Annotated in this window: 17 protein-coding genes; 9 read left to right on the top strand and 8 right to left on the bottom strand. The window is 61.0% G+C overall.

The window, feature by feature from the left end; translation table 11 throughout:
• Window positions 1-182: 182 nt before the first annotated feature.
• The 4 genes from HX783_RS29320 to HX783_RS29305 are packed head-to-tail and all read right to left on the bottom strand — an operon-like array spanning window position 183 to window position 4,794.
• Entirely contained in the window at window positions 183-1,430 is a 1,248-nt protein-coding gene (locus HX783_RS29320; RefSeq protein WP_177019186.1) for an efflux RND transporter periplasmic adaptor subunit, read from the bottom strand.
• Window positions 1,420-2,898, bottom strand: a complete 1,479-nt coding sequence (locus tag HX783_RS29315; protein WP_177019185.1) for a TolC family protein — start codon at window positions 2,896-2,898, stop codon at window positions 1,420-1,422. Before HX783_RS29315 ends, HX783_RS29320 begins: the two co-directional genes overlap by 11 nt.
• Window positions 2,891-4,090: an ABC transporter permease gene (locus HX783_RS29310; protein ID WP_177019184.1), complete on the bottom strand. Its 1,200-nt coding sequence runs from the start codon at window positions 4,088-4,090 to the stop codon at window positions 2,891-2,893. Before HX783_RS29310 ends, HX783_RS29315 begins: the two co-directional genes overlap by 8 nt.
• Window positions 4,087-4,794 (bottom strand): ABC transporter ATP-binding protein, encoded by a 708-nt coding sequence (locus HX783_RS29305; RefSeq protein ID WP_177019183.1) that lies wholly within the window; start codon window positions 4,792-4,794, stop codon window positions 4,087-4,089. Before HX783_RS29305 ends, HX783_RS29310 begins: the two co-directional genes overlap by 4 nt.
• Window positions 4,795-5,150: 356 nt before the next feature.
• Between HX783_RS29305 and HX783_RS29300 the strand changes: the two genes are divergently transcribed.
• Together HX783_RS29300 and HX783_RS29295 are read left to right on the top strand one after the other, a co-directional pair.
• The gene (locus tag HX783_RS29300; protein WP_159957633.1) at window positions 5,151-5,903 is read left to right on the top strand and encodes a TetR/AcrR family transcriptional regulator; all 753 of its coding nucleotides are present in this window, start codon (window positions 5,151-5,153) and stop codon (window positions 5,901-5,903) included.
• Between the two features lie 306 nt (window positions 5,904-6,209).
• Window positions 6,210-10,037, top strand: coding sequence for an Ig-like domain-containing protein (locus HX783_RS29295; protein ID WP_177019182.1), 3,828 nt, complete (start codon window positions 6,210-6,212; stop codon window positions 10,035-10,037).
• Window positions 10,038-10,117: 80 nt separating this feature from the next.
• On the opposite strand, the gene HX783_RS29290 is transcribed toward HX783_RS29295, so the two are convergent.
• Both HX783_RS29290 and HX783_RS29285 read right to left on the bottom strand, forming a co-directional pair.
• Window positions 10,118-11,179, bottom strand: coding sequence for an FUSC family protein (locus tag HX783_RS29290; protein ID WP_177019181.1), 1,062 nt, complete (start codon window positions 11,177-11,179; stop codon window positions 10,118-10,120).
• Window positions 11,180-11,347: 168 nt separating this feature from the next.
• Window positions 11,348-12,964, bottom strand: coding sequence for an NADP-dependent glyceraldehyde-3-phosphate dehydrogenase (locus HX783_RS29285; RefSeq protein WP_177019180.1), 1,617 nt, complete (start codon window positions 12,962-12,964; stop codon window positions 11,348-11,350).
• 148 nt (window positions 12,965-13,112) lie between these two features.
• On the opposite strand from HX783_RS29285, the gene HX783_RS29280 reads away from it, so the two are divergent.
• Window positions 13,113-13,988: a Dyp-type peroxidase gene (locus HX783_RS29280; RefSeq protein ID WP_177019179.1), complete on the top strand. Its 876-nt coding sequence runs from the start codon at window positions 13,113-13,115 to the stop codon at window positions 13,986-13,988.
• A gap of 39 nt (window positions 13,989-14,027) precedes the next feature.
• Here the strand turns inward: HX783_RS29280 and HX783_RS29275 are convergent, their stop codons facing one another.
• Together HX783_RS29275 and HX783_RS29270 are read right to left on the bottom strand one after the other, a co-directional pair.
• A complete protein-coding gene (locus tag HX783_RS29275) occupies window positions 14,028-14,474 on the bottom strand; it encodes a winged helix-turn-helix domain-containing protein (protein ID WP_177019178.1) in 447 nt (148 codons plus the stop codon).
• 36 nt (window positions 14,475-14,510) lie between these two features.
• On the bottom strand, window positions 14,511-17,726 hold the full coding sequence (locus tag HX783_RS29270) for a type III effector HrpK domain-containing protein (RefSeq protein ID WP_177019177.1): 3,216 nt from the start codon (window positions 17,724-17,726) through the stop codon (window positions 14,511-14,513).
• A gap of 601 nt (window positions 17,727-18,327) precedes the next feature.
• Between HX783_RS29270 and HX783_RS29265 the strand changes: the two genes are divergently transcribed.
• The 6 genes from HX783_RS29265 to HX783_RS29240 all read left to right on the top strand — a co-directional run bounded on the left by HX783_RS29265 (window position 18,328) and on the right by HX783_RS29240 (window position 23,732).
• Window positions 18,328-18,489 (top strand): hypothetical protein, encoded by a 162-nt coding sequence (locus HX783_RS29265; RefSeq protein WP_016969018.1) that lies wholly within the window; start codon window positions 18,328-18,330, stop codon window positions 18,487-18,489.
• A gap of 100 nt (window positions 18,490-18,589) precedes the next feature.
• Complete coding sequence (locus HX783_RS29260) at window positions 18,590-19,477, top strand: FHA domain-containing protein (RefSeq protein WP_177019176.1); 888 nt, start codon at window positions 18,590-18,592, stop codon at window positions 19,475-19,477.
• 151 nt (window positions 19,478-19,628) lie between these two features.
• On the top strand, window positions 19,629-19,985 hold the full coding sequence (locus HX783_RS29255) for a hypothetical protein (protein WP_159957617.1): 357 nt from the start codon (window positions 19,629-19,631) through the stop codon (window positions 19,983-19,985).
• Window positions 19,985-20,320, top strand: coding sequence for a lipopolysaccharide assembly protein LapB (locus HX783_RS29250; RefSeq protein ID WP_159957615.1), 336 nt, complete (start codon window positions 19,985-19,987; stop codon window positions 20,318-20,320). Before HX783_RS29255 ends, HX783_RS29250 begins: the two co-directional genes overlap by 1 nt.
• The gene (gene sctV, locus HX783_RS29245) at window positions 20,317-22,455 is read left to right on the top strand and encodes a type III secretion system export apparatus subunit SctV (RefSeq protein ID WP_177019175.1); all 2,139 of its coding nucleotides are present in this window, start codon (window positions 20,317-20,319) and stop codon (window positions 22,453-22,455) included. The genes HX783_RS29250 and sctV overlap by 4 nt, the downstream gene beginning before the upstream one ends.
• The gene (locus HX783_RS29240; RefSeq protein WP_177019174.1) at window positions 22,452-23,732 is read left to right on the top strand and encodes a type II and III secretion system protein family protein; all 1,281 of its coding nucleotides are present in this window, start codon (window positions 22,452-22,454) and stop codon (window positions 23,730-23,732) included. The genes sctV and HX783_RS29240 overlap by 4 nt, the downstream gene beginning before the upstream one ends.
• Window positions 23,733-23,735: the final 3 nt, after the last annotated feature.

Below are 23,735 nucleotides of genomic sequence, written 5' to 3'. Positions count from 1 at the left end.
TTCGCGAGCAAGCCCGCCCCCACAATTAGACCGAGTTCGGCCACCAGACCACTGTGCTCTGCTTTTCTGTGGGAGCTGGCTTGCCTGCGATGCAGGCAACTCGGTACATCAGGCATAACCCGTTGATGCCATCGCAACGGTGCGTCGATCCGACAAGCCAGCTCCCGCAGTTAATCGGCGTTTCAACTGCCAATCTTCACGAAGCCCGGCTTGAGGCCAAACACTTCTACCCCCTGCGCGGTCGACTGCCCGGTGGTGACTTTCACCCGTTCCACTGGCTTGTCCATCGCCTCGCGGTATTCGACTGTTTTGTCCGCCTGGATCGCCTGGCTCGGCACTACAATCGCCTGCTCATTGTTGTACGTGACAATGGTCAACCGCGCACTCATCCCCAGCCGCACCCGCTGCAATTGCTGCGGCGTCAGCTTGGGTATCGACAAGGTCACCGGAAATTGCGCGCTGCCCTGGCTGTCGCTGGCTATCGCCAAACCACTGACCACGCTCACGGACCCGGTCAGCCGTTCACCGTCGAAGCCATCGCCCATCACTTCCACCGCCTGGCCCTGGTGCAACTGGTTGATGTCCAACTCCGACACTTTGGCGACGATTTTCAATCGCTCGATGTTCGCCAGGCCAAACAGCACCTGGCCCTGGCTGACTTTGCTGCCGGCCTGCACCGGTGCATTGGTGTTGCCACCCCCTTGGGGCGAGCTGTTGCTGCCGGGTGCGGGCACTACGATGCCGGAGAACGGCGCCTTGACCTCCTTGCCCTCCAGCAGCGTGTGCAGGGCGTCGTATTTCACCGTGGCGTTGGTCAGTTCCATATCGGCGATCTGCCGGTATTCGCCCTGGCCTTGATCCAGCGCTTGCTGCAGTTCGCTGCGGGCGGAGGCGAGGTCGAGTTGCTGTTGCTGGGCCTGTTGCTTGAGATCGTCCAGTTCATTGCGCGGGATGATGCCGCGCTTGAACAGGTTTTCGCTCTCGGTGAGTTTGCGCTGGGTGTTGCCGGCGGTCATTTCGGCGGTGCGCAGGCTGCGGCGCGCGCGGCTGACGGTGGGGCTGCTGTTCCAGTCCTGCATTTCCTGCACGGCGCGACGGGCCTTGAGCAGGATGGACAGTGCGTCGCGCAGTTGCACTTCGAGGGTGGACGGGTCCATGCGCAGCAGCACCTGGCCAGCCTCGACGCGCTGACCTTGCTCCACCAGATTGGCCAGCACGTTGCCGTCGAACGGCGCCGTGAGGATGAGGGTGGTGTCGGGTTCGATCTTGCCCACCAGGCCGATCTGGTGCACCAGCGGGTCAGGCTTGACGGCCAGCCATTGCGCGGTCGCGGTGGCCTGGCCGGTCGCCGGGCTGCGCAGGGCAATGCCGGTGCCCGCCAACAGCACGACGAGCAAGGCACCCAGCAGGTATTTTTTGTTAGTAGTCATTGAGGGCGATTTCCCAACTTTCCAGCGTCATGCCCAGCGTCAAGTCGAGCTGGGTCTGGGCGTTCAAATAAGCGATCAGCGCATTGAGCTGCGAATTTTCGGCGTTGCGCAGGTCGGTCTCGAAACTCAGTACCTGGAAGTTGGTGGAGCGCCCGGCGCTGAGTTTTTCCCGCTCGATCTCAATCTTGCGCCGCGACAGTTCCACCGCACGTTGGGCGATTTCATATTGGCGCCAGCGCGTGCCGAGGTCGCGCACCACGTCGTTGACGCTGCGTTCCAGTTCCTGGCGCGCGTCGGTGATGTGGATTTCCTGATCCTCCACATTGACCCGTGCGCGCACTTCGGCCTGGCGGGTGCTGATGTCGCCGATCGGGATTTGCACCTGCACCCCGGCATAGCTGTTCCACGAGCGGTTATTGCTGCTGCCGTTGTCGTTATTGTAGGCATCGCGAAGCTGGTTGGCCCCGGCCACCAGGTCGACTTGCCAGCGCCCGGAATCCTTGGCGATCACCAGGTTGAGGTCGGCCTGCTGGCTGCCGAGCAGGGCGGCGAGGTATTCCGGTTGCTGGGTCTGCGCCAGGTTGAAGGCCTGGCGCTTGTCGATGGTCATCGGCTTGGCCTCCAGGGCCTCGCTGGCGCGGATCGGCGTCGACAGGTCCAGGGCCAGCAGGCGCAGCAGCGCCAGGCGGCTGGTATCGAGTTGGTTCTGGGCTTCTTCCACGCCGAGCTGCTGGGTGGCAATGTCGGCTTCGGTCTGCACGATTTCGAACTCGGCCATGCGCCCGGCACTGATCAAGGCCTTGTTGACTTCCAGCAAGGTGCCGGAACGTTTGAGCGCGTCCTGGACGATGCTCAATTGCTCCTGGGCGCGCAGCAGCTCGCGGTAGGTGGCGATGATCTGGCTGATGGTCTGCGCCACGGTGGCCTTGAGGTTCAGGCGGTTAGCCTGCTCCGACAGGCGTGACAGGCGCAACGGCGCGGTGGTGGCGTCCCAGCCGGCACCGCGCATCAGCGGCTGGATTAGCGCCAGGTCGAGGCCGTCGCTGCGGTAGCGGCCGGCCCGGTCGGCGTTGTTCAGTTGCTGGGTCCAGGCCATGCTCAGGCGGGTGCCGTATTCGCCGAGCAAGGTGGCGTTCGGCGCCAGGTTGGCATTGCGGGCGTTATCCGCGGTACCGCGACTTTGGCGGTAATAACTGTTGAGGGTGAGCTTGGGGTTGAAGGTGTCTTCGGCCACGCGCAGGTCGAATTTTTGTGCAACGCGCTGCAGGTACGCGCTGCGGATCGCCGGGTTGTTGCGCAAGCCCAGGTACACCGCATCGCCCAGGGTCATGTTGGTGGCCTGGGCTTTGAGCGAGACACTGCGGTCATAACCGCTGCGGGTGGTGCTGGGGGCCGAAGGGTTGATCACCACGTCGGCGGCCATGGCCGGCAGGCTCGCGAAAATCAGTAGCAGCGGCCATTTATTCATCACGCAAGGCCTCCACTGGCTGCAGCCGCGAGGCCGACACCGCCGGGTAGATGCCAAAGAACAAGCCCACCAGCAGCGTGCTGCCCACCCCCAACGGCAGCGCGGCGGCGGCCAGGGCGAATTCCCAGCCCGACAGCCAGGCGTAAAGCCAGGCGGCGGTCATGCCCAGCACCGCGCCGCAGAGTGCGCCGACGGCGGTCAGGGTCACGGCTTCGAGCAGGAACAGGTTACGGATATCGCGCTGGCGCGCACCCAGGGCCATGCGGATGCCGATCTCGCGGCGGCGCTCCGAGACATTCATCAGCATCACGTTCATCACACCGACGCCGCCGCCCACCAGCGAGATCGCGCCCAGGGCCAGCAGCAAGTAGGCGAATGTGCGGCTTTGCCGGGTCATGCCATCGATCATTTGCTGGGGCACCTGGATGTCGACATCGTGGTCGGTGAGTTGGCTTTTCAGGGCGATGGCGGCGTCGCGGGCGATCTGCTCCATGTCCTGGCCGGGCGCGGCGCGAATAATCACGTTGCCGATCTGCGGCGCGGGGTAGATGCGGCGCATGCCTTCGGCGGGGATAAACAGCGATTCGTTGGCCTGCACCGGCATCAGCATGGCGCGCGGCTGGTTGTGCAGAATGCCTATCACCAGGAACAGGTAGTCGTTGATGCGGATGCGGTCGCCCAGCCGTAGCGGGTCGCCCGGCGCGCCCAGGGCTTGGGCGACTTGGTCGCCAATCACGCCATAGGTTTCGCCGGCGTCGAAACTCGACAGAAAGCGCCCCTCGCGCACGGCCAGGCGCATGGCGTCCTTGATGTCCGGGGTAGCGCCGACAAAGTTGGCGTTGGCGCTGCGGCCATGGAACACGATGGGCCCGCTGAACAAACTGAGTGCGCCGATATGAGCGATGCCCGGTACGGCTCGGCGCACGGCCTCGAGGTCGAGGCTGGCGCGCATGGGTGTGTTGCCGCTGCCCTTCGCCGGGAACTGGGCGATCAGCGTGTCGGTGCCCATGTCTTTGAAAATCAGCGCCGCATCCACCGCGGCGTTATGGCCGATATTGATCAGCGCCACCACCGACGAACTGCCGATCACGATACCCAGCAACGCCAGGACCGAGCGTTTGCCCAGGGTGCGCAGGCTCACAAACGCTTCGTGCAGCAGTTGGCTCAGGTTCTGCTCAACCCGCAGGCTCATAGGCGTCCGGCCTCATGCACCACGCCATTGCGCACCAGGATTTTGCGCTCCAGGCGCTCGGCGATATGGGGGTCATGGGTGACGATGATCAGCGTCACTTGCTGCTCGCGGTTGAGGGCCAGGAGCAAGTCCATGATCTCTTGGGCAGTGGTGCTGTCGAGGTTGCCGGTGGGTTCGTCGGCGAGGATCACCGAAGGTTTGCCGACCAGCGCGCGGGCAATGGCCACGCGTTGGCGCTGGCCGCCGGAAAGGTCGGCGGGGCGATGGTGGGCACGCTCGGCCAGGCCGACTTGTTCGAGCATGCGCAACGCCTGCTCCACGGATTCATGGCGTGACACGCCGCGGTAACTCAGGGGCAGGGCGACGTTGTCCACGGCACTGAGGCGCGGCAGCAGGTTGAAACTCTGGAACACGAAGCCGATCTGCTGGTTGCGGATCGCCGCCAGCTCATCCGGGCTGGCGCTGAAAATATCGTGGCCGGCAAAGTGGTACTGGCCGCAATTGGGCAGGTCCAGCAGGCCGAGAATATTGAGCAGGGTGCTTTTGCCGGAACCGGAGGCGCCGAGAATGCCGCAGCTGTCACCGCGGGCGATGGCCAGGCATACATCGTTAAGAATGGACAGGTGTTGCCCGGCGAGCTGATAGTGCTTGCCGATGCCTTGCAGGGAGATCAAGCCTGGGTGCGCGGGGGTCTCTGTCATCATGACTACGCCTGCAGTCTCGACGGTGCCGCTTGCCCCCGGTAAATCTTTGTAACAAGTTCGGGAGCTGGCTGGTACGCGTCACGGACTGGTTTTATTTCTTGTTTTTAAAATATTGTTTGAATAGTAACCGTGTTCAATGCGCTTCGCCAGCCATGGATGTAGAGCGGTTTTACCCCTTGAAACGAATTTTCTGCGGCCGGGTTCGAGCGGCGCACAATACCCTCGACTACCCTCGTTATGCCCGGTTATACAGGCTTTTGGAGGGTAGTGCAGTGGCAGTACTTGCTTTCGAAGGGCTGCCCCGGTATAAAAAATCAAATTATTTTTTAAAACAATATTTCCCCCGTGGAACTCCTATGGTCGCGAAGAAACTCAGCGCTCCAAACGTTACCAAGACTCGATTGCTGGATGCGACAGAGGCTCTCTTCATCAAGTACGGCTACGACGCCGTTCTGCTCCGGCAGATTACCGAGCGCGCCCAGGTGAACCTGGCCGCCGTGAACTACCACTTCGGGGACAAGGACTCCCTGATGAAAACCCTGCTGATGCAGCGCCTGGAGCCGCTCAACGAGCAACGCCTGGAATTGCTCGCGCGCTGTGAAGCCGAAGCCGACGGGCCGCTGGACTGCGATACCTTGCTCGGCGTGCTGTTCGCCCCGGCCATGGGCCTTGAGCGCAGTGACCCGGCCAGTGGGGAAGGGCGCTCATTCATTCGTTTCCTTGGCCGGGTCTACAGCGACACCTCGCCGTTTATCCAGGAATACCTCAAGGTGCATTACCAGCCGGTGTTCCAGCGTTTTTTCGAAGCCTTCGCCCTGGCCTTGCCGGACTTGCCACGCAATGAGCTGGGCGTACGCCTGCAATTTGCGCTCAAGGCGATTTCCGGGGTAATGGCCGGCACTGAACTGCGCCTGCTGATGAACTCCATGAGCCTGGGCCGCCCGGCCACGGACGCCGAGGTGATGGCCAAGCTGATCACGTTGGTATCGGCCGCGATCCGCGTGCCGCAGCAAAGCCCGGAAGCGGAAACAGCGTTGGCCAAGGTGCTGGATACCCAGCGCGCCATTCGTGAGCAAGCGGCGGCGCCTGCCATCAAGGCCGCGCGTTAAGCTCCCTCCCTTAAAAATCCAGGCAAAAAAAAGCCCGCTGGGGCGGCGGGCTTGATGTGCAACGTTTGTAACGGATGAGGCTTCACCCTACGTCTGTGGATGTGAATAAATCGTGAAAAATATGTAAGAAAAAACGCGGCGACAGGAAAGTTCTGATCGCCGTGGTGGCTGCCAGATTAATCCTACGCACCTACCGCTCGTCGCCACTGTCAATTCTGACAGTAGATTGGGCTGCGCCTCCAGGAGCCTTATTTCCCTTGCCCGTCGCGCCATTCTTGCGCGGCTTAACCGTGCAAGGTGATGGTCATGTCCACTGTTCCTACTCCGCCCTATGACTTACTTAAACCCACGCCTTCGTCGCCCGCTCAGATTCAACTGAGAAAGCCGATTGACGCTGATGATCCCGATGGGCCTGAAGAACCCGACTTTCCTCGCAAACCCCTCTATCGAGAAGATGCCCTCTGGGGCGTCGGCCACAGAAGCATGCAGGAGGGTATGCTCGATATCAGGGTAGTGGCTTGGTTTGGACTCACCGTGGGCGACTACTTCGAAGTTCTTATCAAGGACCAGAAAGACCCAAAAGCCTTTGATTACGTTCGAGAAGTGAAAAGTGAATACTTGTTGTCGGTCAAAAAGGCGGATTTGCCGGAGGGCGAAGTCCCGATCTTTACCCGGGTTTTTCGCTCCAACGGGCAGGAGAGCCGCACGCACACCATCTTGGTATTGATCAAAACGACACTGCCCGGCGGGAAAGATCTGAAGTTTTGGGAAGCCTGGCATAGCGAGTTGAAGCTGTCGCTGGAAGACCTGCCGGAAGAATCCATTATCGATAAAGACATTGTCGCAGCCGGAGTGTGGTGCCTGATTGAAAAATATCCGAACTGCCGCAAGAACGACAGGTTCACCATCAATTGGGCGGGGGAGGAGTTCTATTACACGGTAAGCCCCGAAGACGTCGCCCACCCTGGACCGATTCGGGTTCAGGTCCCTCCCGAGACTATCGGGAAGGGCATCCAGGATGGAGTGATCGGCGTCGGGTTTACGGTTCAAGATGTGGTCGGGAATCAGCCTGGGGGGAATTACACGTATTCCAAACCCTACAAGGTACGCCTGCAAACGGATAAAAAGCTGTACAAGCCACCCGTCCTCAGAGTGGATGGGGAGCCCACCACCCAAGTCGATTTTGATACTCAACACAACTCCGTATTCGTGCTGAAGACCTATGTACCTTCTTACAAGCCAAAGCCCAACCCACGCCATGCGATCACGGTCGTCCTGTCCATTAAAAAGGGTGACGACACCCCGGTCGAAGTGCGCTTGAAGGGTGTTCTCGACACTAACGTGGAGGGGGAGGAAATCAATGTTCCCAACGACATTATTGCTAAAGCGGCAGGCGGGCAGGAGCGCGGGGAAATCCTGGCATGGGTGGAGGTGCATAACGCCAGCGGTACGAAGTTAGGGTCGTCGGGCTACGCCCAGATCTTTGTCGTGGGTACGGCGACCAAGATGCCGGCACCGCTGGTCTCCCCGATGGAAGGTACGTTGATGCCCTTGGATACGGACGCGGCAGCGACAATCCCCAATTATGAGCCGTGGAATCGCACGTGGCGAGAAGACCTGGTGATCCGACTGGGAAAAGAAGGCGGCAGTAGTGTGATCTATACGGATTCGCGACTGGCCGGTGAACAAGGCGGCGTGCGCGACGTGCTCAAGGAAGATCTCAAACAGTTTGAAAATAAAGGCCCGTTCTCTATTTTTTACCGCGTCAATAACGGCAAGGGCCTCGCGTCGTCCATCCGTCAATCCGAGGTGGTGACGGCTGAGATTGGTGTTCGCGTGATCGATGCGCCTGCGCCGATCGTCAAGTACAACGTTAACGGCAACCTCGACCCTAAAGACGTAAAACGCTCTGTCATACAGATGTCGTTTCCCTTCATCGGTGCGACCGTTGGCTGCAGGATCTACTGGAACGTAGTCGGGGTGGACCCCGAAGCGTCGGACAGCGGCAGCTTCCTTATCGATGCGTCGACCGAAGGGCCGCTTTTGACGCAACTGTGGATCGAGGTAAGCCCGTCGGTCATGCGCCTGAATCTCGACGGCTCGATCCGTTGCAGTTACAGCGTGCAAAAGGAGGGCACAGCGACGACGCCGAAAACGTACGTGCGTTCCGAATTGCTTAACCTCACCGTCGGCCCACTGGTGGAGCTTTCGCTGCCCAGGGTGGTGGAGGCCGATAAGGTCTTGCAGGATCAACTTCACCCCAAAAACGTATTGAATGGCGCCACCCTAGAGGGGAATGTCACCAATCTGCGTCCCACTGACGAGGTTATTTTCCGGTGGGAGGGGGAGTTTGGCATCAGCATCACTGAGGTGACCGTTAAAGGCGACTCTGGGGGAAAAGTCAAAGCCGTTATTACACCCGACATCATTGCGTTGGCCATTCGTGAAAGAGGAAACTATATAACCGTGGACTACCGTTTTACCCGCGGGCAAATCACGTACCGATCCAAACCATTGAAGATCAAGTTGTTGCTCGTCACTGCGCTGCCGGCGCCGACGCTCAACAAGATTGAGAACGGTGTATTTCCATTGTTGGCACTGGGGAGTGAAGCGAAGATTCACGTGCCCAAGTGGATTATGATTCAAAAAGACCAACGGATGTTTTTGACGATCAAAGGCACGTTGAACGATGGCTCGGCACTTGATGAGGTCATCTACTCTGCTGAAAAGGTCACCGAGGAAGAAGTTGCCAACGGGGTGAACGTGCTTGGGCCGGTGGAGCAACTGCGCAACCTCAAGCCTGATTCGATCTTGAGTTTTATTTTCGGCGTCAGTTTTGCGCAACGGGATGAGGCGGAGACGCAGGTGCCGTTTGCCAAGTGTGAGTATCATGTCCAGGCTGTTCCGGCGACGCTGCCGGCCCCGGCCTTCGACGCCAATACAGGGCCGACGCTGAATGTCTCAGGCCTGGGCTATAAGCAAGGGACCAATGTGCTGGTGGCGTACTCCGGTATGACGACGGCGCAGGACATCACCCTCGAAATGATGCTATCGGACGGTACCTTCGCTTTTACTGCACTGAAAGGGCTGAGCGGCGGGCGAGTAACCTTCGCCTTGACGCCGCGATTTATCGCCCAGTGTGTGGGTAAAACGCTCACCTTGCGCTACAAGGTGACAACGGGAAGCAAAGTTGTCTGGTCAGACACCCAGATTGTCAAAGTTAGCCCTATTTCGGCAGAGTACTTCCCGCAGGCATTGATTAATAAGATCGCGGACAATGGTGCCGTTAACCTGGCGACCTTCGGCGGTGACCCTACCTTGACGCTGCCTATATGGATTTTGATATTTGCCGGTCAGCGGGTATGGATTACCCTGCGCAGCTTGGGCGTTGCGCAGTTGAATGTGCTGGCGAACTATGTGGTAACGGATACTGATGTAACGAAAGGACTGCAAAATATACCGGTGTCGAGAGCCTGGCTGGAGGCGTTACCCGCTAATCGCACGGTGGTGGTGGAAGTCGGGGTCGCATTGGATGGCAGTGACAAAGAAGAAAACAAGCAGCCGTTTAAATCAACGACCTATACGATTTCGGGGCAGTTGAAAATTGATCAAAATTATATGTACTTGAATGGCGTTTCTATTAAAGGGTTCCCTTTGGGAAGAACAGGTGCGGATTCAATAGGGAATACTCAATACCGGCAAGCCAGCGGCGGTGCTGGCGGTTACACGTATGCCTCTAATAATCCACGAGTGGCTTCAGTGGACGCAGGCGGGAAAGTGACCGGTAACGCGATTGGCACCGCTTTGATTACCGTTACCGATAAAAACTTAACGAAAGTTTCCTACTACGTATGGGTAAGTAACATTTATCGGTTCGTGTTCAATAATTCCCGACTGACTGCCAGAGAGGGGGCTGCCTGGATTAATACCATTCCTTGGGGAAGTTATATGTTTGATGCTGCCCTTTACGATATACAACGCTGTTACGTGGGGTCGTGGAATTACATTGATAGTCGTTGGGCGAGTACGTTTGTCTATAATCAGGCTTGGACATTTTTTGAAGCAAGAGCTGGCATCTATGGCAGGTACGCAGAGGAAAGGTACCCCGTGATGGCCTTGCAATCGATCTACTGATGTTGGAATAAGAGAGCAGTTTGAGTACAAAGAGAGGGACAGCGCTACGTAAATGTAGGCTGTCCCTTTTTATTGCCGACTTAGATTTTCCAATGCCTCGCCGTCTTCGCCAACCGTTGACGCATCCCGTCCACATTCCCCGCCAGCTGCAACGTCAACAACCGATACCCATCCAGCGCACTCTGCACCGGCGCGTCCAGCACGGCTTCATCCATCGCATTTGCAGCAGGCCGTTCCAACCGCTCGGTAAACCCTGATTTCAACGCCCGTGCCATCCCCACCAGTTGCACGCGAATCTGTCGATGCTCGGCCTTCAACATCACCTGCATCCGCGCCATGGCCTGCTCGTCCCGAGGGTCGGGGCGCGTATTGCCGAGAATCTCCAGGGTGCTGATGCACATGCGCAAGTGCCGTTGGATCGCGTCCAGCTCGGTCATGGAAATGCGCACTTCCTTGGACACCGATGGCATCAACGAGCGCAGTTGCAGCATTGCCGCGTTCAAGCGGTTGAGCAGTTTGAAGTGTTCGTCGTCGGTGACCGACTGGCCGTTGATGATCCGGCTGTAAATCGCGGCGCAGTCGCGCAGCGCGCTGGCCAGGTTGTAGCGCCACGAATACACGGCATACAGCGGCAGGGCAAAAGAGAAGGCCAGGGCCAGGACGATGCCGATGAGGATATCGACGGTGCGCCACAAGCCATCCGAGATCGGGTTGTCGCCGTGACCGGCGACGATAAACACCGTGATCGCCGACAGCAGCGCGATGTAACCGCCCTTGCCGATGGCGTGATAGGAAAAGAACCCGCACACCACCGACATCAACAGGTAGGTCAACAACGGCTGGCCAAAATAAGCCTGTTGCACCACCAGCAGCAAGCCGACGCTGGCGCCGATCAACGTGCCGTAGGCGCGCTCCACGGCTTTTTTGCCGATATTGCCGTGGTGTTGCAAGCCGCCGATCACGATCAGCATGGTCACCGAGGCCCACTCACCGTGGGGCAGGTTGATGCCGGTGGTCAGCAGGATCGTCGCCAGCAGGCCGATGGACACGCGTACCGCGTGGATCAGCTTGGCATGACGATAGCGGCGGTACGGGTCGAGCAACGGGCGCAGCAGGCGCCGGGCGAAGAAGGGCAGGTTCATCGGTAGTAAAATGGCCTCGGTAGTCAGGGCAAAACTCGATTTAAATTGTGGGAGCGGGCTTGCTCGCGAATGCGGAGTGTCAGTCGACACATCTTTGACTGATCCACCGCATTCGCGAGCAAGTCGAATCGTCGCACCGCCGCTCCCACATTTTGAACTGCGCCACTTTTAGAAAATATAGTCAGTGGTCAAAAAGCTCGAATCGCGGTTGCGCAGGATATCGCTGACCAGTGCCTTGTTACTCTCCTGGAACTTGGTCGCCACCAACGTGCGGATCGAGAACACGCGCAACGCGTCATGTACCGACAGCGTGCCTTCAGCCGAGTTTTTGCGCCCGTTGAAGGGGAAGGTGTCCGGGCCACGCTGGCACTGGGCGTTGATATTGATGCGGCCGACCTGGTTGGCAAACACATCCACCAGGCGCCCGACTTCCACGGCGTTGGTGCCGAAGATACTCAGTTGCTGGCCGAAATCCGAATCCAGCACGTAGTCGATCACGGTCTCCAGGTCGCGGTACGGCACGATCGGCACCACCGGGCCGAACTGTTCCTCGTGGTACACGCGCATCTGCGGGTTCACCGGGTACAGCACCGCCGGGTAGAAGAACGAACCACGGCTGGTGGCGCCATTCGCATTCACCACCTGGGCGCCATGCTGCGCCGCATCGGCCACCAGCGCGTTGAGGTAATCGACCTTGCCAACTTCCGGCAGCGGCGTCAGTGAGACGCCGTCCTCCCATGGCATGCCGGGTTTCAGTGTGGCCAGTTTGGTGTTGAATTTCTCGATAAAGCTGTCGACCACATCTTCATGCACAAACAGGATTTTCAACGCGGTGCAGCGCTGGCCATTGAACGACAGCGAGCCGGTGACGGCTTCGTTGACTGCATTGTCCAGGTCCACCTCGGGCAGCACGATGCCGGGGTTTTTCGCATCCAGGCCCAATGCCGCGCGCAAGCGGTGTGGTTTGGGATGCAGCTTTTTCAAATCACTGGCGGCCTTGTTGGTGCCGATAAACGCGAAAATATCGATCTTGCCGCTGGCCATCAACGCGCTGACGGTTTCGCGACCGCTGCCGTAGATCACGTTGATCACCCCGGCCGGGAAGCTGTCGCGGAACGCTTCCAGCAACGGGCGAATCAACAGCACACCGAGCTTGGCCGGCTTGAACACCACGGTGTTGCCCATGATCAGCGCCGGGATCAGCGTGGTGAAGGTCTCGTTCAGCGGGTAGTTGTAGGGCCCCATGCACAGGGCCACGCCCAGCGGTACGCGGCGGATTTGCCCGAGGGTGTCCTGTTCCAGTTCAAAGCGGCTGCTGCGGCGGTCGAGTTCCTTGAGCGCATTGATGGTGTCGGTGATGTAGTCGCAGGTGCGGTCGAACTCTTTCTGCGAATCCTTGAGGTTCTTGCCGATCTCCCACATCAGCAGCTTCACGACAGCATCGCGCTGTTCGCGCATGCGGCGCAAAAAGGCTTCTACATGCTGGATGCGTTCGGCCACGCGCATCGTCGGCCATTCGCCTCGGCCACGGTCGTAGGCGCGCACGGCGGCGTCGAGGGCGGTGAGGGCCGTGTCGGCGTCCAGCAGCGGCGTGCTGCCGATATGCACGCGCTCATCACCGATTTGCACCGGGCTCAGCACTTGGGCCAACGGGCCGTTCCACACCTGTAACTGGCCATCGACCAGGTAATCACGCTGTTCAATCGGTGCCGCCAGGCGAAATTGCTCGGGAATATCGGCGGCGCTAGTGGGAAACAGCGGGTCGAGCAGGTTACTGGTGGTCATGTCGCTACCCCTGGAATAGTTGCAAAACATGACTAGAGAGTCACCCAACAACCGGCTCTATGGCAAGGCTTGTGCGCTTTCTTGTACACATTGCTGTGTGCGCCACGCTCGTCGGAGTAAACTGCGCGGCTTTCTTGAAGGAGTTCACATGAGTCAGTACCAGCCGGGCATTCTTGCCGCACCGGTGCCGTTGCAGGCACGCCATCTGTTTTTTGCCGTCGAGTCCCTGGCAGCCGTGCCCGCCGCGTTGGACGCGCTGGTGCAACTGGTGGATTCGGCTGCGGTGGTCGGTTTTGGTGAGCCGCTGGTAAGCGCACTCGGCGCCCAGGTTGAAGGGCTGCGTGCATTTCCCGCTGTGAGTGGGCCGGGTGCGCATAACCCGTCCACCCAGCAGGCGCTGTGGGTATGGCTGCATGGCGTGGATCGGGGTGAGCTGCTGTTACGCAGCCGTGCGTTTGAAAAAGCCCTGGCCCCGGCGTTTCGCCTGGTGCAGATGACCGAAGGCTTTCGCTACAAGACCGGCTTCGACCTGACCGACTACGAAGACGGCACCGAAAACCCCCACGACGATGCCGCCGTCGACGCCGCGATGACCGACAGCGGTGCCAGCTTTGCCGCGATCCAGCAATGGCAGCACGACCTCGACGGTTTTGCCGCGCTGCCCGCACAAGAGCGTGACCACATCATCGGCCGTCGCCATGGCGACAACGAAGAGTTGGACGACGCGCCGGAATCCGCCCACACCAAGCGTACCGCCCAGGAAAGTTTCACACCGGAAGCCTTCGTGGTGCGCCGCTCCATGCCATGGGCCGAGAACGGCCAGGCGGGGTTGATGTTCCTGGCGTTCGGGCATTCCTTTGATGCGTTTGAAGCGCAGTTGCGGCGCATGAGCGGGTTGGAGGATGGGATTGTCGATGGGTTGTATCGCATCAGTACGCCGTTGACGGGCGGGTATTACTGGTGCCCGCCGTTGAAAGATGGGCATTTGGATTTGGGTGCGATCACTGTTTCGCCGCCTCTCTAAACCTGTGGGAGCAGGCAAGCCAGCTCCCACATTAGCCGGTCAGCTGTTCTGCATGCCCAGCTGCGCAAACATCGGCATCATCCCGGCGCCTCGGCAATGGCGGCAGCCGTACACGCCGAGTATTACCGGCTCTTTGATCACCGGCACGGGCGCGCGCTCGACCCACGTCGGCGCGACAAACCGATAGCCCTGGCCCGGCGCCGTGGCGATGTAGAACGACTCATCGTCGCTCAGGGCCCGGCGCAGGGTCTTGATTTGCGTGCGCAGGTTGCATTCTTCCACCACGGTTTTTGGCCAGGCGATGGCGAGCAAGCGGTTTTTTTCCAGCAGTTCACCCGGCCGCGAGGCGAGGGCGATCAGCAAGGTCAGGGCGCGGTTGCCGAGGGCCACGGGGTGCCCGTGCTTGAGCAGCAAGTGACGTTGGGGCAGCAGTTGGAAGGGGCCGAAGTGGATGCTTGAAGCCGTGTCATCGGTGAGATACGTCATGTCGTAGAACCTTTAGGCGGTGAACGCTTAATCCAATCAGGTGTTGATGGCCGGGATCGGGTCGGCCGGGTAATCGCCATCCATGGTCGGGCCACCGGTCAAACCGTATTGCTGCAGCACTGGCGCGAGCTGGCCGTAGAACGCGTCCTGCGCCTTGCCGTGAGCATCCGCCAGGGCGAACGGCAGGAAGGCGCTGCCGATACCGCCGAGAATCGCCGTGGCCCCGCCGAGAATGCCGCTGATGGTGCCGGCCATGGCGCCGATTTCAGTCGCGCCATACAACCCGGCCCCGGCCTCAACCAGGCCGGCGACGGCCGCGCCCGTGCCGAGCACGCCGGTGGCCACCGAGAAACTGCCAGTGAGGTAGTCACCTTTTTTCAAGGAGTCGACACCGCCGATAATCCCGATCACGCCGCCGATAATCCCACCGGCCGAACCAATGATCTTGCCGGCGGCGCCGATATCGGCGATCTGCTGGGCTGACAGCGGGCCTTTGCCCACCGGCACCTTGCCGGGGAAATCACCAATGGTGCCGCCGTCCGGGCGGTTGACCCAGGTCACGCCGTAGCCGGCTTCCTTGGCGTACTTGGTGCCGCCTTCCAGCAACAGGCCGGCGAATTGCAGGCCTGCCGACACACGGTTGGCATCCGCCACCGGCGTGTTGCTGCCATTGGCCGAGCGCGCCATCAGCACGCCGCTCATCAACACCGCACTGCCGATGTGCAGCAGGCCTTGCTTGAACGCTGGGCTGACATCGCCGAACTTCATGCCTTCGATCGCCTTGGGCAGGGCGTCGGCGATCTTGTTGCCCTGGCGGCCGATGTCCCACACCGAACGCAGCATCGACACCACCTGTGCTGGGTCGATCTTGCCGCCATCGGCGGTGACGAACATCTGCGGGTCTTTCTGCTGGGCGTCGTTGATCGCGGCGGTGACTTTGGCCTCATCAAAGTTGCCGTTGCCATCGCCCAGCGTGACGTTGAGGGTGTCGGTGGTGGCGCCGCCGAGCAGTGCATCGCTGAGGTTTTCGTTGAAGTTGACCTGCAAGGTCGCCGCGTCATCCGCCGTGGCCTTGTCACCCAGGAAGGCCTGGGCGGACGCGGTGCTGGCGGCGAAACTGCTGGCCGCCACCGTCGGGTCCATGCCACCGGCCACAGCGTCGGTGAAGGCTTTGCCGGTGACCAGTTGGTTCTTGTAGTAGCTCTGGATCGCGTCACTTTGCCCGGCATTCGCGGCGATTTTGCTCAGGTCGACATGGCCATTGCCGCCCAGCGCCAGGTTGGCGATGGTCGCGTCGTTGGCGGCGTTCTGCAGGCCCATGCCCATGTCGATCTGCTTGCCGTTCTGGTCCTTGGCGTTGAGGTTGTCGTTGAGGTTCTTGCCCGACTCGATGCCGTCGGCCACGTAGTTCTGCATTGCGACTTTCATGGTCGGGTCGCTGCCGACGATATCGCTCAACGCCGGGCCGCGATTGTTCTGCAAAAAGGCCTGCACGTCCGGGTCGGCCGACAGGGTCTCGATGCCGCTTTGCAGCTGCGCCTTGATCTTGTCTTCGTTGGGGTTCAGGCCCCAGTTCGGCGAGGTGTACTTGTCCATCAAGCCTTCATTGCCCACGTAATCGCTGACCAGCAGGCGCGTCTGCGCGTCGGTCAGTTGCACCATCACCGCAGCTTTTTGTTCGCCGCTGTAGTTCTGTGGGTTGGCCAGGATGTCGGCGGTCAGCTTCGAGGTGTCCACGCCCGCGACCGCATCGCGGGTGGCGGCGCCGTCGAGGAAGGTCAGGGTGTCGCTGTCGGTTTTCGGCGCCTGTTTTTCCAGCCACGCGCCGATGTTGTCGCGGGTGCCGATGTTGTCGGATTTGCCGGTGGTGGGGTTGTCGCCACCGGTTTCCAAGGCGTGGAACATGCCGGGTTTCGACCACATGGCCGCCGCACCCGTCAGCTCATTGCTCAAGGCCGAATCACTGCCCAGCGCCTCAAGGTTGTCGGGGCGAATCATGCCGTCGTTACTGCGCTGGTTATCACCGGGGCGCATCACCGTGCCGGAGCTTGCGACCAGGCTTTCGTTCGCCATCACGATAGCCGCGGACTTGGCATTGGCGGTTGCCAGGTCGCCGGGCTTGCTGCCCATGAAACTGCCGAAGGATTTCGACGCGGCGCCAAGGTCCTTGTTGGCGTTATCGATAAAGTGGTCGACGTCGGAGTGGGTGATCACGTTGTCGGCTTTACCGCGCCCGCCACTGTCCAGCGCCGCCATCAAGTTCGGGCTGCTGGCCACGTATTTGAGCACCGCCTGCGCCTCGGGTGGCAAGGTGGTGGGCGGGTTGGCGAAGTCGATCGGCGCGCCGTGCAGGCCCCACGCGTCCCAGTTCTGCGAGAGCAGCTGCGCGGCGGCGCGCGGGCGGTTCAGGTCGAGTTCTTCCTTGGTGGGCGTGCCGCTGGTGTTGCCGGTGATGGTGTCCCAGTCCTTGGCACCGGAGACGCCAAACGACGAGTTGTCGATCCACGACGTGTCCGAGGCGCCGGCTGCGCCGGTGGTCCCGGCATACAGTTTGGCGACTTGGTCGTACAGCGCCGGGGTGATGTCCTGGGACACGATCACCTTGTCACCGGATGCGGTTTGATAGCGGATCAGCCCAGGCCCGACTTCCTCGGGCGCGCCGATGCTGGCGGCCGGGTCGATGCTCTCGTTGGGGCCGGCCAGGCGGTAACCTTCGGCGCCGCTCGCATTGATCGCCGACAACTTCGTGAAGTCGCCACTGACTTGATCGAACAGCTGTGGCGTTTCCTTCTGGCTGACCACCACCTTGTCACCGGAGGCGGTCTGGTAGCGAATCAACCCCGGGCCGAGTTCAGTCGGGCTGCCGATGGCCGTGTAGTTGCCCAGGCCGGCTGCCACGGTGCCGGCGTCGGCCTCGGTGTAGCCGGCGGCTTTGCTGTCGGCGAGGTTTTTTTCGAAGCTGGCATCGTTCTGTTGCCTGTTGTAATGGTCGACCAGTGTTTCGAAGAGGCGCGGGTTGTCGACCTGCTTGAGCGTCACCGGTTTGTCGCTGCCCAGCGGCGTATAGGTGATGGTGTTGTTCACCGGTGCTTGCACATTCTGATAGGGCAGGGGGATCGAAGGACCACGGATCTTGGACGGGTCAAACGTCGGCTGGTTGACAGCCGTGAACAGCGCGGTTTCGAATTTTTTCTGCGCGCCGTCTGTGCCTGGGGTTTGCGCCGGGTCACGACTACTTGGGATCGCTGGCATAAATGATCACCTGGAAGTTCTTGCCTATATCAGGGCCTGCGCACGCAGGGTGTTAGCTATTAGTGCAACTGCACTAACTAATGGCGCAGGAAATTAGTTGTTAACGCGCATTAAGGTCGCTTGCGCCGAGCTATAAAACGCGATGATCAAGTCGCTTTTGTTACAAATGGAAATATCTGCAAAGTTGGGCAAAGGGCTATTAGCGAAAAATGTGAAGTGGTCGCGAAAATAGTTGCCGGATAAGCTCGGAACGATCGCTCGCAGAGGCGCAAAGTGTTCAACAAGGTTCCAGGTCAGGCCAGGCAAGCCGCGTAAACATTGGGGTTGGCCATGTTTGGTTTTTTTGAAAAAAGTTCAACAGCCTCAAACACATGAGTTTTTCTCAACGCCAGGTTGAGCCAAACCTTTCACACCCTGTCGCCGAAACGTTTCACAAGCTTTCACAGCGAAGGCGTTTTGATCGTGAGTAGTATGGCTGCCATGCAAACCAACGACGGTTCGAAGGCTCACTGTCTGACGTTTTGGGCATTCACCGGTTTGCATACTTTCAGCTTGCTGTTGCGCAACTGAATAACTTCCCTATCGATGCAAGGAGATGAACATGGCTGATGTCCCACCAGTAAAAGCCGGCGGCGCCGACGACGCTATCGCGAAGATGGAAGCGACCTTCAACATGGCTATCGAGAAGTCGGCCAAGATCACTGAAATCAGCACCGCGAAAAAAGCGGAGCTCGACGCCACCAAACAGCGTCCGCAGAACTGATTCGCCAAAACGGGCGGCGCCGGCGCTGCCCGTTTACCTGAGTACTTTTACCTCCTGATTGTTGACCCCGTTGCACATGCTCAAGGGGGCAAACCCGAACATGACAGCCTTGATTTCCTTAGGCCCGGTCGCCGGTATTGGCGCACCGACCTTGACTGTGACCGGCGGTTTGCACCAGGGCAGTTCCCTGGTGCTCGACCAGCCCGTCTATACCCTCGGCGCAGACCTTGCGGCCGACCTGGTACTCAGCGATCCCGGCATCGCCGGCTTGCACCTGCGCCTGCGTTTTGAGGGCGACCAGGTGGCGGTCGAGGCCTTGGGCGGCGATGTGCTGCTCAGTGGCAATGTACGTATTCCCCACGGCAGCGGCCATCGCGCGCGCCTGCCGGTGCAATTGCGCCTCGGCGCGGCGGGCGTGAGCCTGGCTTTACCGGAAGGGGCGCAAAAACCTTCGGACGCCAGGCGCCCATTTACCCCCTGGATTGTCGCGATCGTCCTGCTGTTTTTGTGTGCGGGGGCCTTGGCGGTGCGTAACGACGCGCCAATAGCTCAAACTGCCGTGACAGCAGCAGATGTTCCGGCGCTGAAAAAGCCGTCCCGTGAACTCGCCAAAACCTGGCTGGAGCAGCAACTCCAGGCCGCCCATCTTGAGGCGATAAAGGTCACTAACGCCAACGGCCAGCTCAGCGCTGTGGGCAGCTTCGAACACTCGCAAAAACCCCAGTGGCTGGCCCTGCAACAAGCCTTCGACCAGCGTTACGGCCAACAAATCGTCCTCAACCCCCGCGTCGCCGTGCGCGCCGACGCCGCGCGACCGCGCGTGCGCTTCCAGGCCGTGTGGTTCGGCACCCACCCCTATGTGATCAACGACAGCGGCAAACGCCTGTACCCCGGCGCAGCCCTGGCGGACAACTGGGTGCTGGAGCGCATCGAGAACAACCAAGTGATCCTCGCCCGCGGCGAAGAACGCTTCACCTTCACCCTATGAGCTGCGCCATGGCAAACACCCAAATGATCGTCCCCACGCTCTGCGTGGGAATGCCGCCCCGGACGCTCCGCGTCCCGACGTCAGCGCAAGGTGACGCGGAGCGTCACACCCTGCATTCCCACGCAGAGCGTGGGAACGATCAGGCCCGCGCATGAAAGTCGAACCCCGCCCGCTCATCCCCAGCGACGTGCGCAGCGCCCCCGTCGAAGCCGTTCGCCCGGTCAACTCACGCCAGGCCACTGCCTTCGAAGCGGTGCTGAAAACCCGCAAGACCCAAACCCGCCGCTCCCTGCGCAGTGACCTCGAAGAACTCACCAGCGCCGCCGGCGTCGACTCGCTGCTGTTCGGCAGCGCCCGCTCCCTGGAACTGTTGGAACACGTGATGGAACACATCCTGCCGAGCCTCGACGCCGAGCCCGAGATCAAGGAATTGGCCCACGACCTGATCAGCGAAGAGATCGAAATGCGCCGCACCCTCGAACAGCAACGCTCGGAGGTACATGCCTGATGGCCCGCGATAACGACGACGCCGTGCAACTGCTCAAGGGCATTGGCGAGCTGTACCGGCGCAACGGCCAGTCCCAGCGTGCGCTGGTGATGTTGCTGATTGCCGTCAGTGTCGCGCCCGCAGACGCGGTGTTGCTGCGCTCGCTGGTGCTGGCCTTTACCGACAGCGGCGACGCCACCCGCGCCCTGGGTGCCCTCGACCGCTTGGTGGCGCTGGAAGGTGAGTCCGCCAGCCTGTTGCTGCTGCGCGCCCGCGCGCTCTGGTACGGCGAGCGCAAGGACGAAGCGCGCCAATGCTTCAAACGCTACCTGGCCGCACGCAGGGCCAGCGCATGAGTGCACTCAACCGCCTGAACAACCTGGCGCGCATGGCGGCGCAGCGCACCGACGTGATCATCGTCGCGTTCATGCTCATGGCAATTGTGATGATGATCATCCCGCTGCCCACCTACCTGGTGGACATGCTGATCGGCCTCAACATTGCCCTGAGCATCCTGATTCTGATCGTCGCGTTCTACATCGGCCATTCGGTGGAGTTCTCCGCGCTGCCGCCGCTGATCCTGCTCAGCACCCTGTTTCGCTTGTCCCTGTCGATCACCACCACCCGTTTGATCCTGCTGCACGGCGACGCCGGGCATATCGTCAAGGCCTTCGGTGACTTCGTGATCGCCGGCCAAGTGGTGGTCGGCATGGTGGTGTTCCTGATCATCACCGTGGCGCAGTTCGTGGTCATCACCAAGGGCGCCGAACGTGTGGCGGAAGTGGCCGCGCGCTTCACCCTCGACGCCATGCCCGGCAAGCAGATGAGCATCGACAACGATCTGCGCAACGGTGATATCGACCAGGCCGAAGCGCGCCGCCGCCGTTCGCGCCTGGAGCGTGAAAGCCAGATGTTCGGCGCGATGGACGGCGCGATGAAGTTCGTCAAAGGCGACGCCATTGCCGGTTTAGTCATCCTCGCGGTTAACCTGCTCGGCGGCATGCTGATCGGCATGATCGAGCGCGACATGCCATTCGGTGTGGCGGTGCACACCTACTCGCTGCTGACCGTGGGCGACGGCCTGATCGCACAGATCCCGGCGCTGCTGATTTCGGTGGCGGCGGGCACTGTGGTCACCCGCGTCAACAGCGACGGTGAGGCCGGTGACCTGGGCAGCGAGATCATCAAGCAGCTGGGCGCCAGCTACCGCGCGCTGGGCCTGACCGCGTTGATCATGATCGGCGTCAGCCTGCTGCCGGGCTTCCCGACCTGGGTATTCCTCGGTTTGTCCGCCGCCTTCGGTGGGGCGGCATTCGTGATGTATCGCCGGCATACGCGCCAGCCCCAAGGCGAGCTTGAGGCCTTGGTCGAGGCGCCGGAACCGGTGGTCGAAGTGCAGGCCGAGCTGGATGACAACCTGCTGCCCGATTCCCGCGTTCTGCTGACCATCGGCAGCGGCGTGTCCCAGAGCGCGCCGCGCCAGTTGCTGCGCCAGCGTGTCGAAGCGCTGTGCCACGACATTCGTACCGACCTCGGTGTGGATGTGCCGGTGCCGGGCATCTACATGGAACCCAAGGCGCCGCCGGGCGGTTTTCGCGTGTCGCTGGAAGGCGTGCCGGTGAGCGAAGGCGAGTTGCCGATCAACTGCCTGTTGCTGCAGGACGATCCGGTGCATGTGCAACTGCTGGACATCGCCACCGTGCAAGCCGATTCACCGCTCAATGGCCGCAACGCCCACTGGATCGAGCGCCAGCACGAAGAGACGTTGCGCAACGCCGGCATCGGTTTCCTGCTGCCCGATGAAGTCTTGCGTGGTGTGCTGGAACGCAGCTTGCGCCGTTATGCCGCCGACTTCCTCGGCATCCAGGAAACCCGCCTGCTGCTCGAACGCACCGAAGCCACCTACGGCGAGCTGGTCAAAGAGGCCTTGCGCCTGGTGCCCTTGCAACGGGTTGCCGAAACCCTGCGCCTGTTGGTCGGCGAAGGTGTATCGATCCGCAATCAGCGCGCCTTGCTCGAAGCCATGGTGGAGTGGGGCGCCCGCGAGACCGATGCCGGGCGCCTGGCCGAACACTTGCGCGCAGCGTTGGCGCGGCAGATCAGCCATCAATACGCCGACCGTAACCGGGTGATCGGCGCGCTGGTGCTGGCGCCCGGCCTGGAAGACCAGTTGCGCGCGTCCCTGCGTCGCCAGGAACCGCAGCGCGAATTGATCCCCGAAGACGTCAGCCGCGCCTTGCTCGTGCAACTGCGCCAGGCCTGTGAGAACACCCGCGAAGTCAACAGCGCGGTATTGCTGGTGCACCCGGAATTGCGCCGCAGCCTGCGTCGCCTGGTGCTGCGCGGCGAGCTGGAGCTGGCGGTGCTGTCGTTCCGCGAGCTGGCCACCGAATACAACCTGCAAGCGCTGGTGACCATCAGCCTCACCGATATCTCTAACCGCCGCGCACCTGCCGCGGCTTCCGTCACTACCCTGGCGTCTGCCTCATGATGCGTTTTTGTGTGTTGTTGCTGGCTCTGGTCAGTTGCGCAAGTCAGGCTCAGGAAATTGCCAATGGGGCGGGGGGCTCGATCAATCTGGCGTCCGGCGAAGGGCGTATTTTGCATTTTGTCGCGCCGGTGGAGTCGGTGCTGGTGGCCGAGCCCAACGTCGCTGACCTGCAAGTGGTGTCGCCCGGCACGCTGTATATCTTCGGCAAGGCGCCGGGCAACACCAGCCTGATCGCCCTCGGTAATGACGGCAAACAACTCGCCAGCCTGACCTTGTCGGTCAGCAGCGGCACCCAGGCGGTGACCGCGCCAATGCAGGAACTGCACCCCGGCAATGGCGCGCAAATCACCGGCGCCGGCAACCGCCTGATCGCCAAGGGCACTGTCGGCTCAGTGGCCGAAGCGACCGACCTCAACGCGCTGCTCAACCCGCAGGGCCAAGGCTTCCAAAGCGCAATCAACACCACCGAATACGCCGGCGCCGCCCAGGTCAACCTGCGTGTGCGCTTTGCCGAAGTGTCGCGTTCCGAGTTGCTGCACTACGGCGTGAACTGGAACGCGATGTTCAACAACGGCACCTTCTCGTTCGGGCTGATTACCGGCGGTGGCCTGGCGGCTGCCACGGCGGGCGGCCTGGCGACGGCGGGCACCGGCTCGGGCAATGTGAATATCGACGGCATGCTCGACGCACTGCAAGCCAACGGTGTGTTGCAGATACTGGCCGAGCCGAACATCACCGCCATGACCGGCCAGACTGCCAGCTTCCTCGCCGGGGGCGAAGTGGCGATCCCGGTGCCGGTCAACCGCGACTTGGTGGGCATCGAATACAAGTCGTTCGGCGTGTCGCTGCTGTTCAACCCGACGCTGTTGCCCAACGGCCGCATCGCCCTGCAAGTGCGCCCCGAAGTCAGCAGCGTGGTCAGCGGCGGCACCGTGGATTTCGGCAATTTCCATGTGCCGTCCTTCAGCGTGCGCCGTGCGGATACGCGGGTTGAAGTGGGCAGCGGGCAGACCTTCGCCATCGCCGGGCTGTTCCAGCGTGAGAGCAGCCAGGACATCGAAAAACTGCCGTTGCTGGGCGACTTGCCGATCCTCGGCAACCTGTTTCGCTCCAAGCGTTTCCAGCGTAACGAAACCGAGTTGGTGATCCTGATCACACCGTATCTGGTGGAGCCGGTGCGCAGCCGCAGCCTCGCCACACCCTTGGACGCACAACCGGCTACTGCCGCGGCCACCGGACCGCGCAGCGGCGGGGCGTTCGGTTTCTACATGAATTGATGA

The organism is Pseudomonas sp. D2002 (assembly GCF_013385735.1).
Taxonomy (GTDB): domain Bacteria; phylum Pseudomonadota; class Gammaproteobacteria; order Pseudomonadales; family Pseudomonadaceae; genus Aquipseudomonas.
Note: the sequence above shows the minus strand (reverse complement) of the source record. Positions and strands in the feature narration are given on the sequence as shown.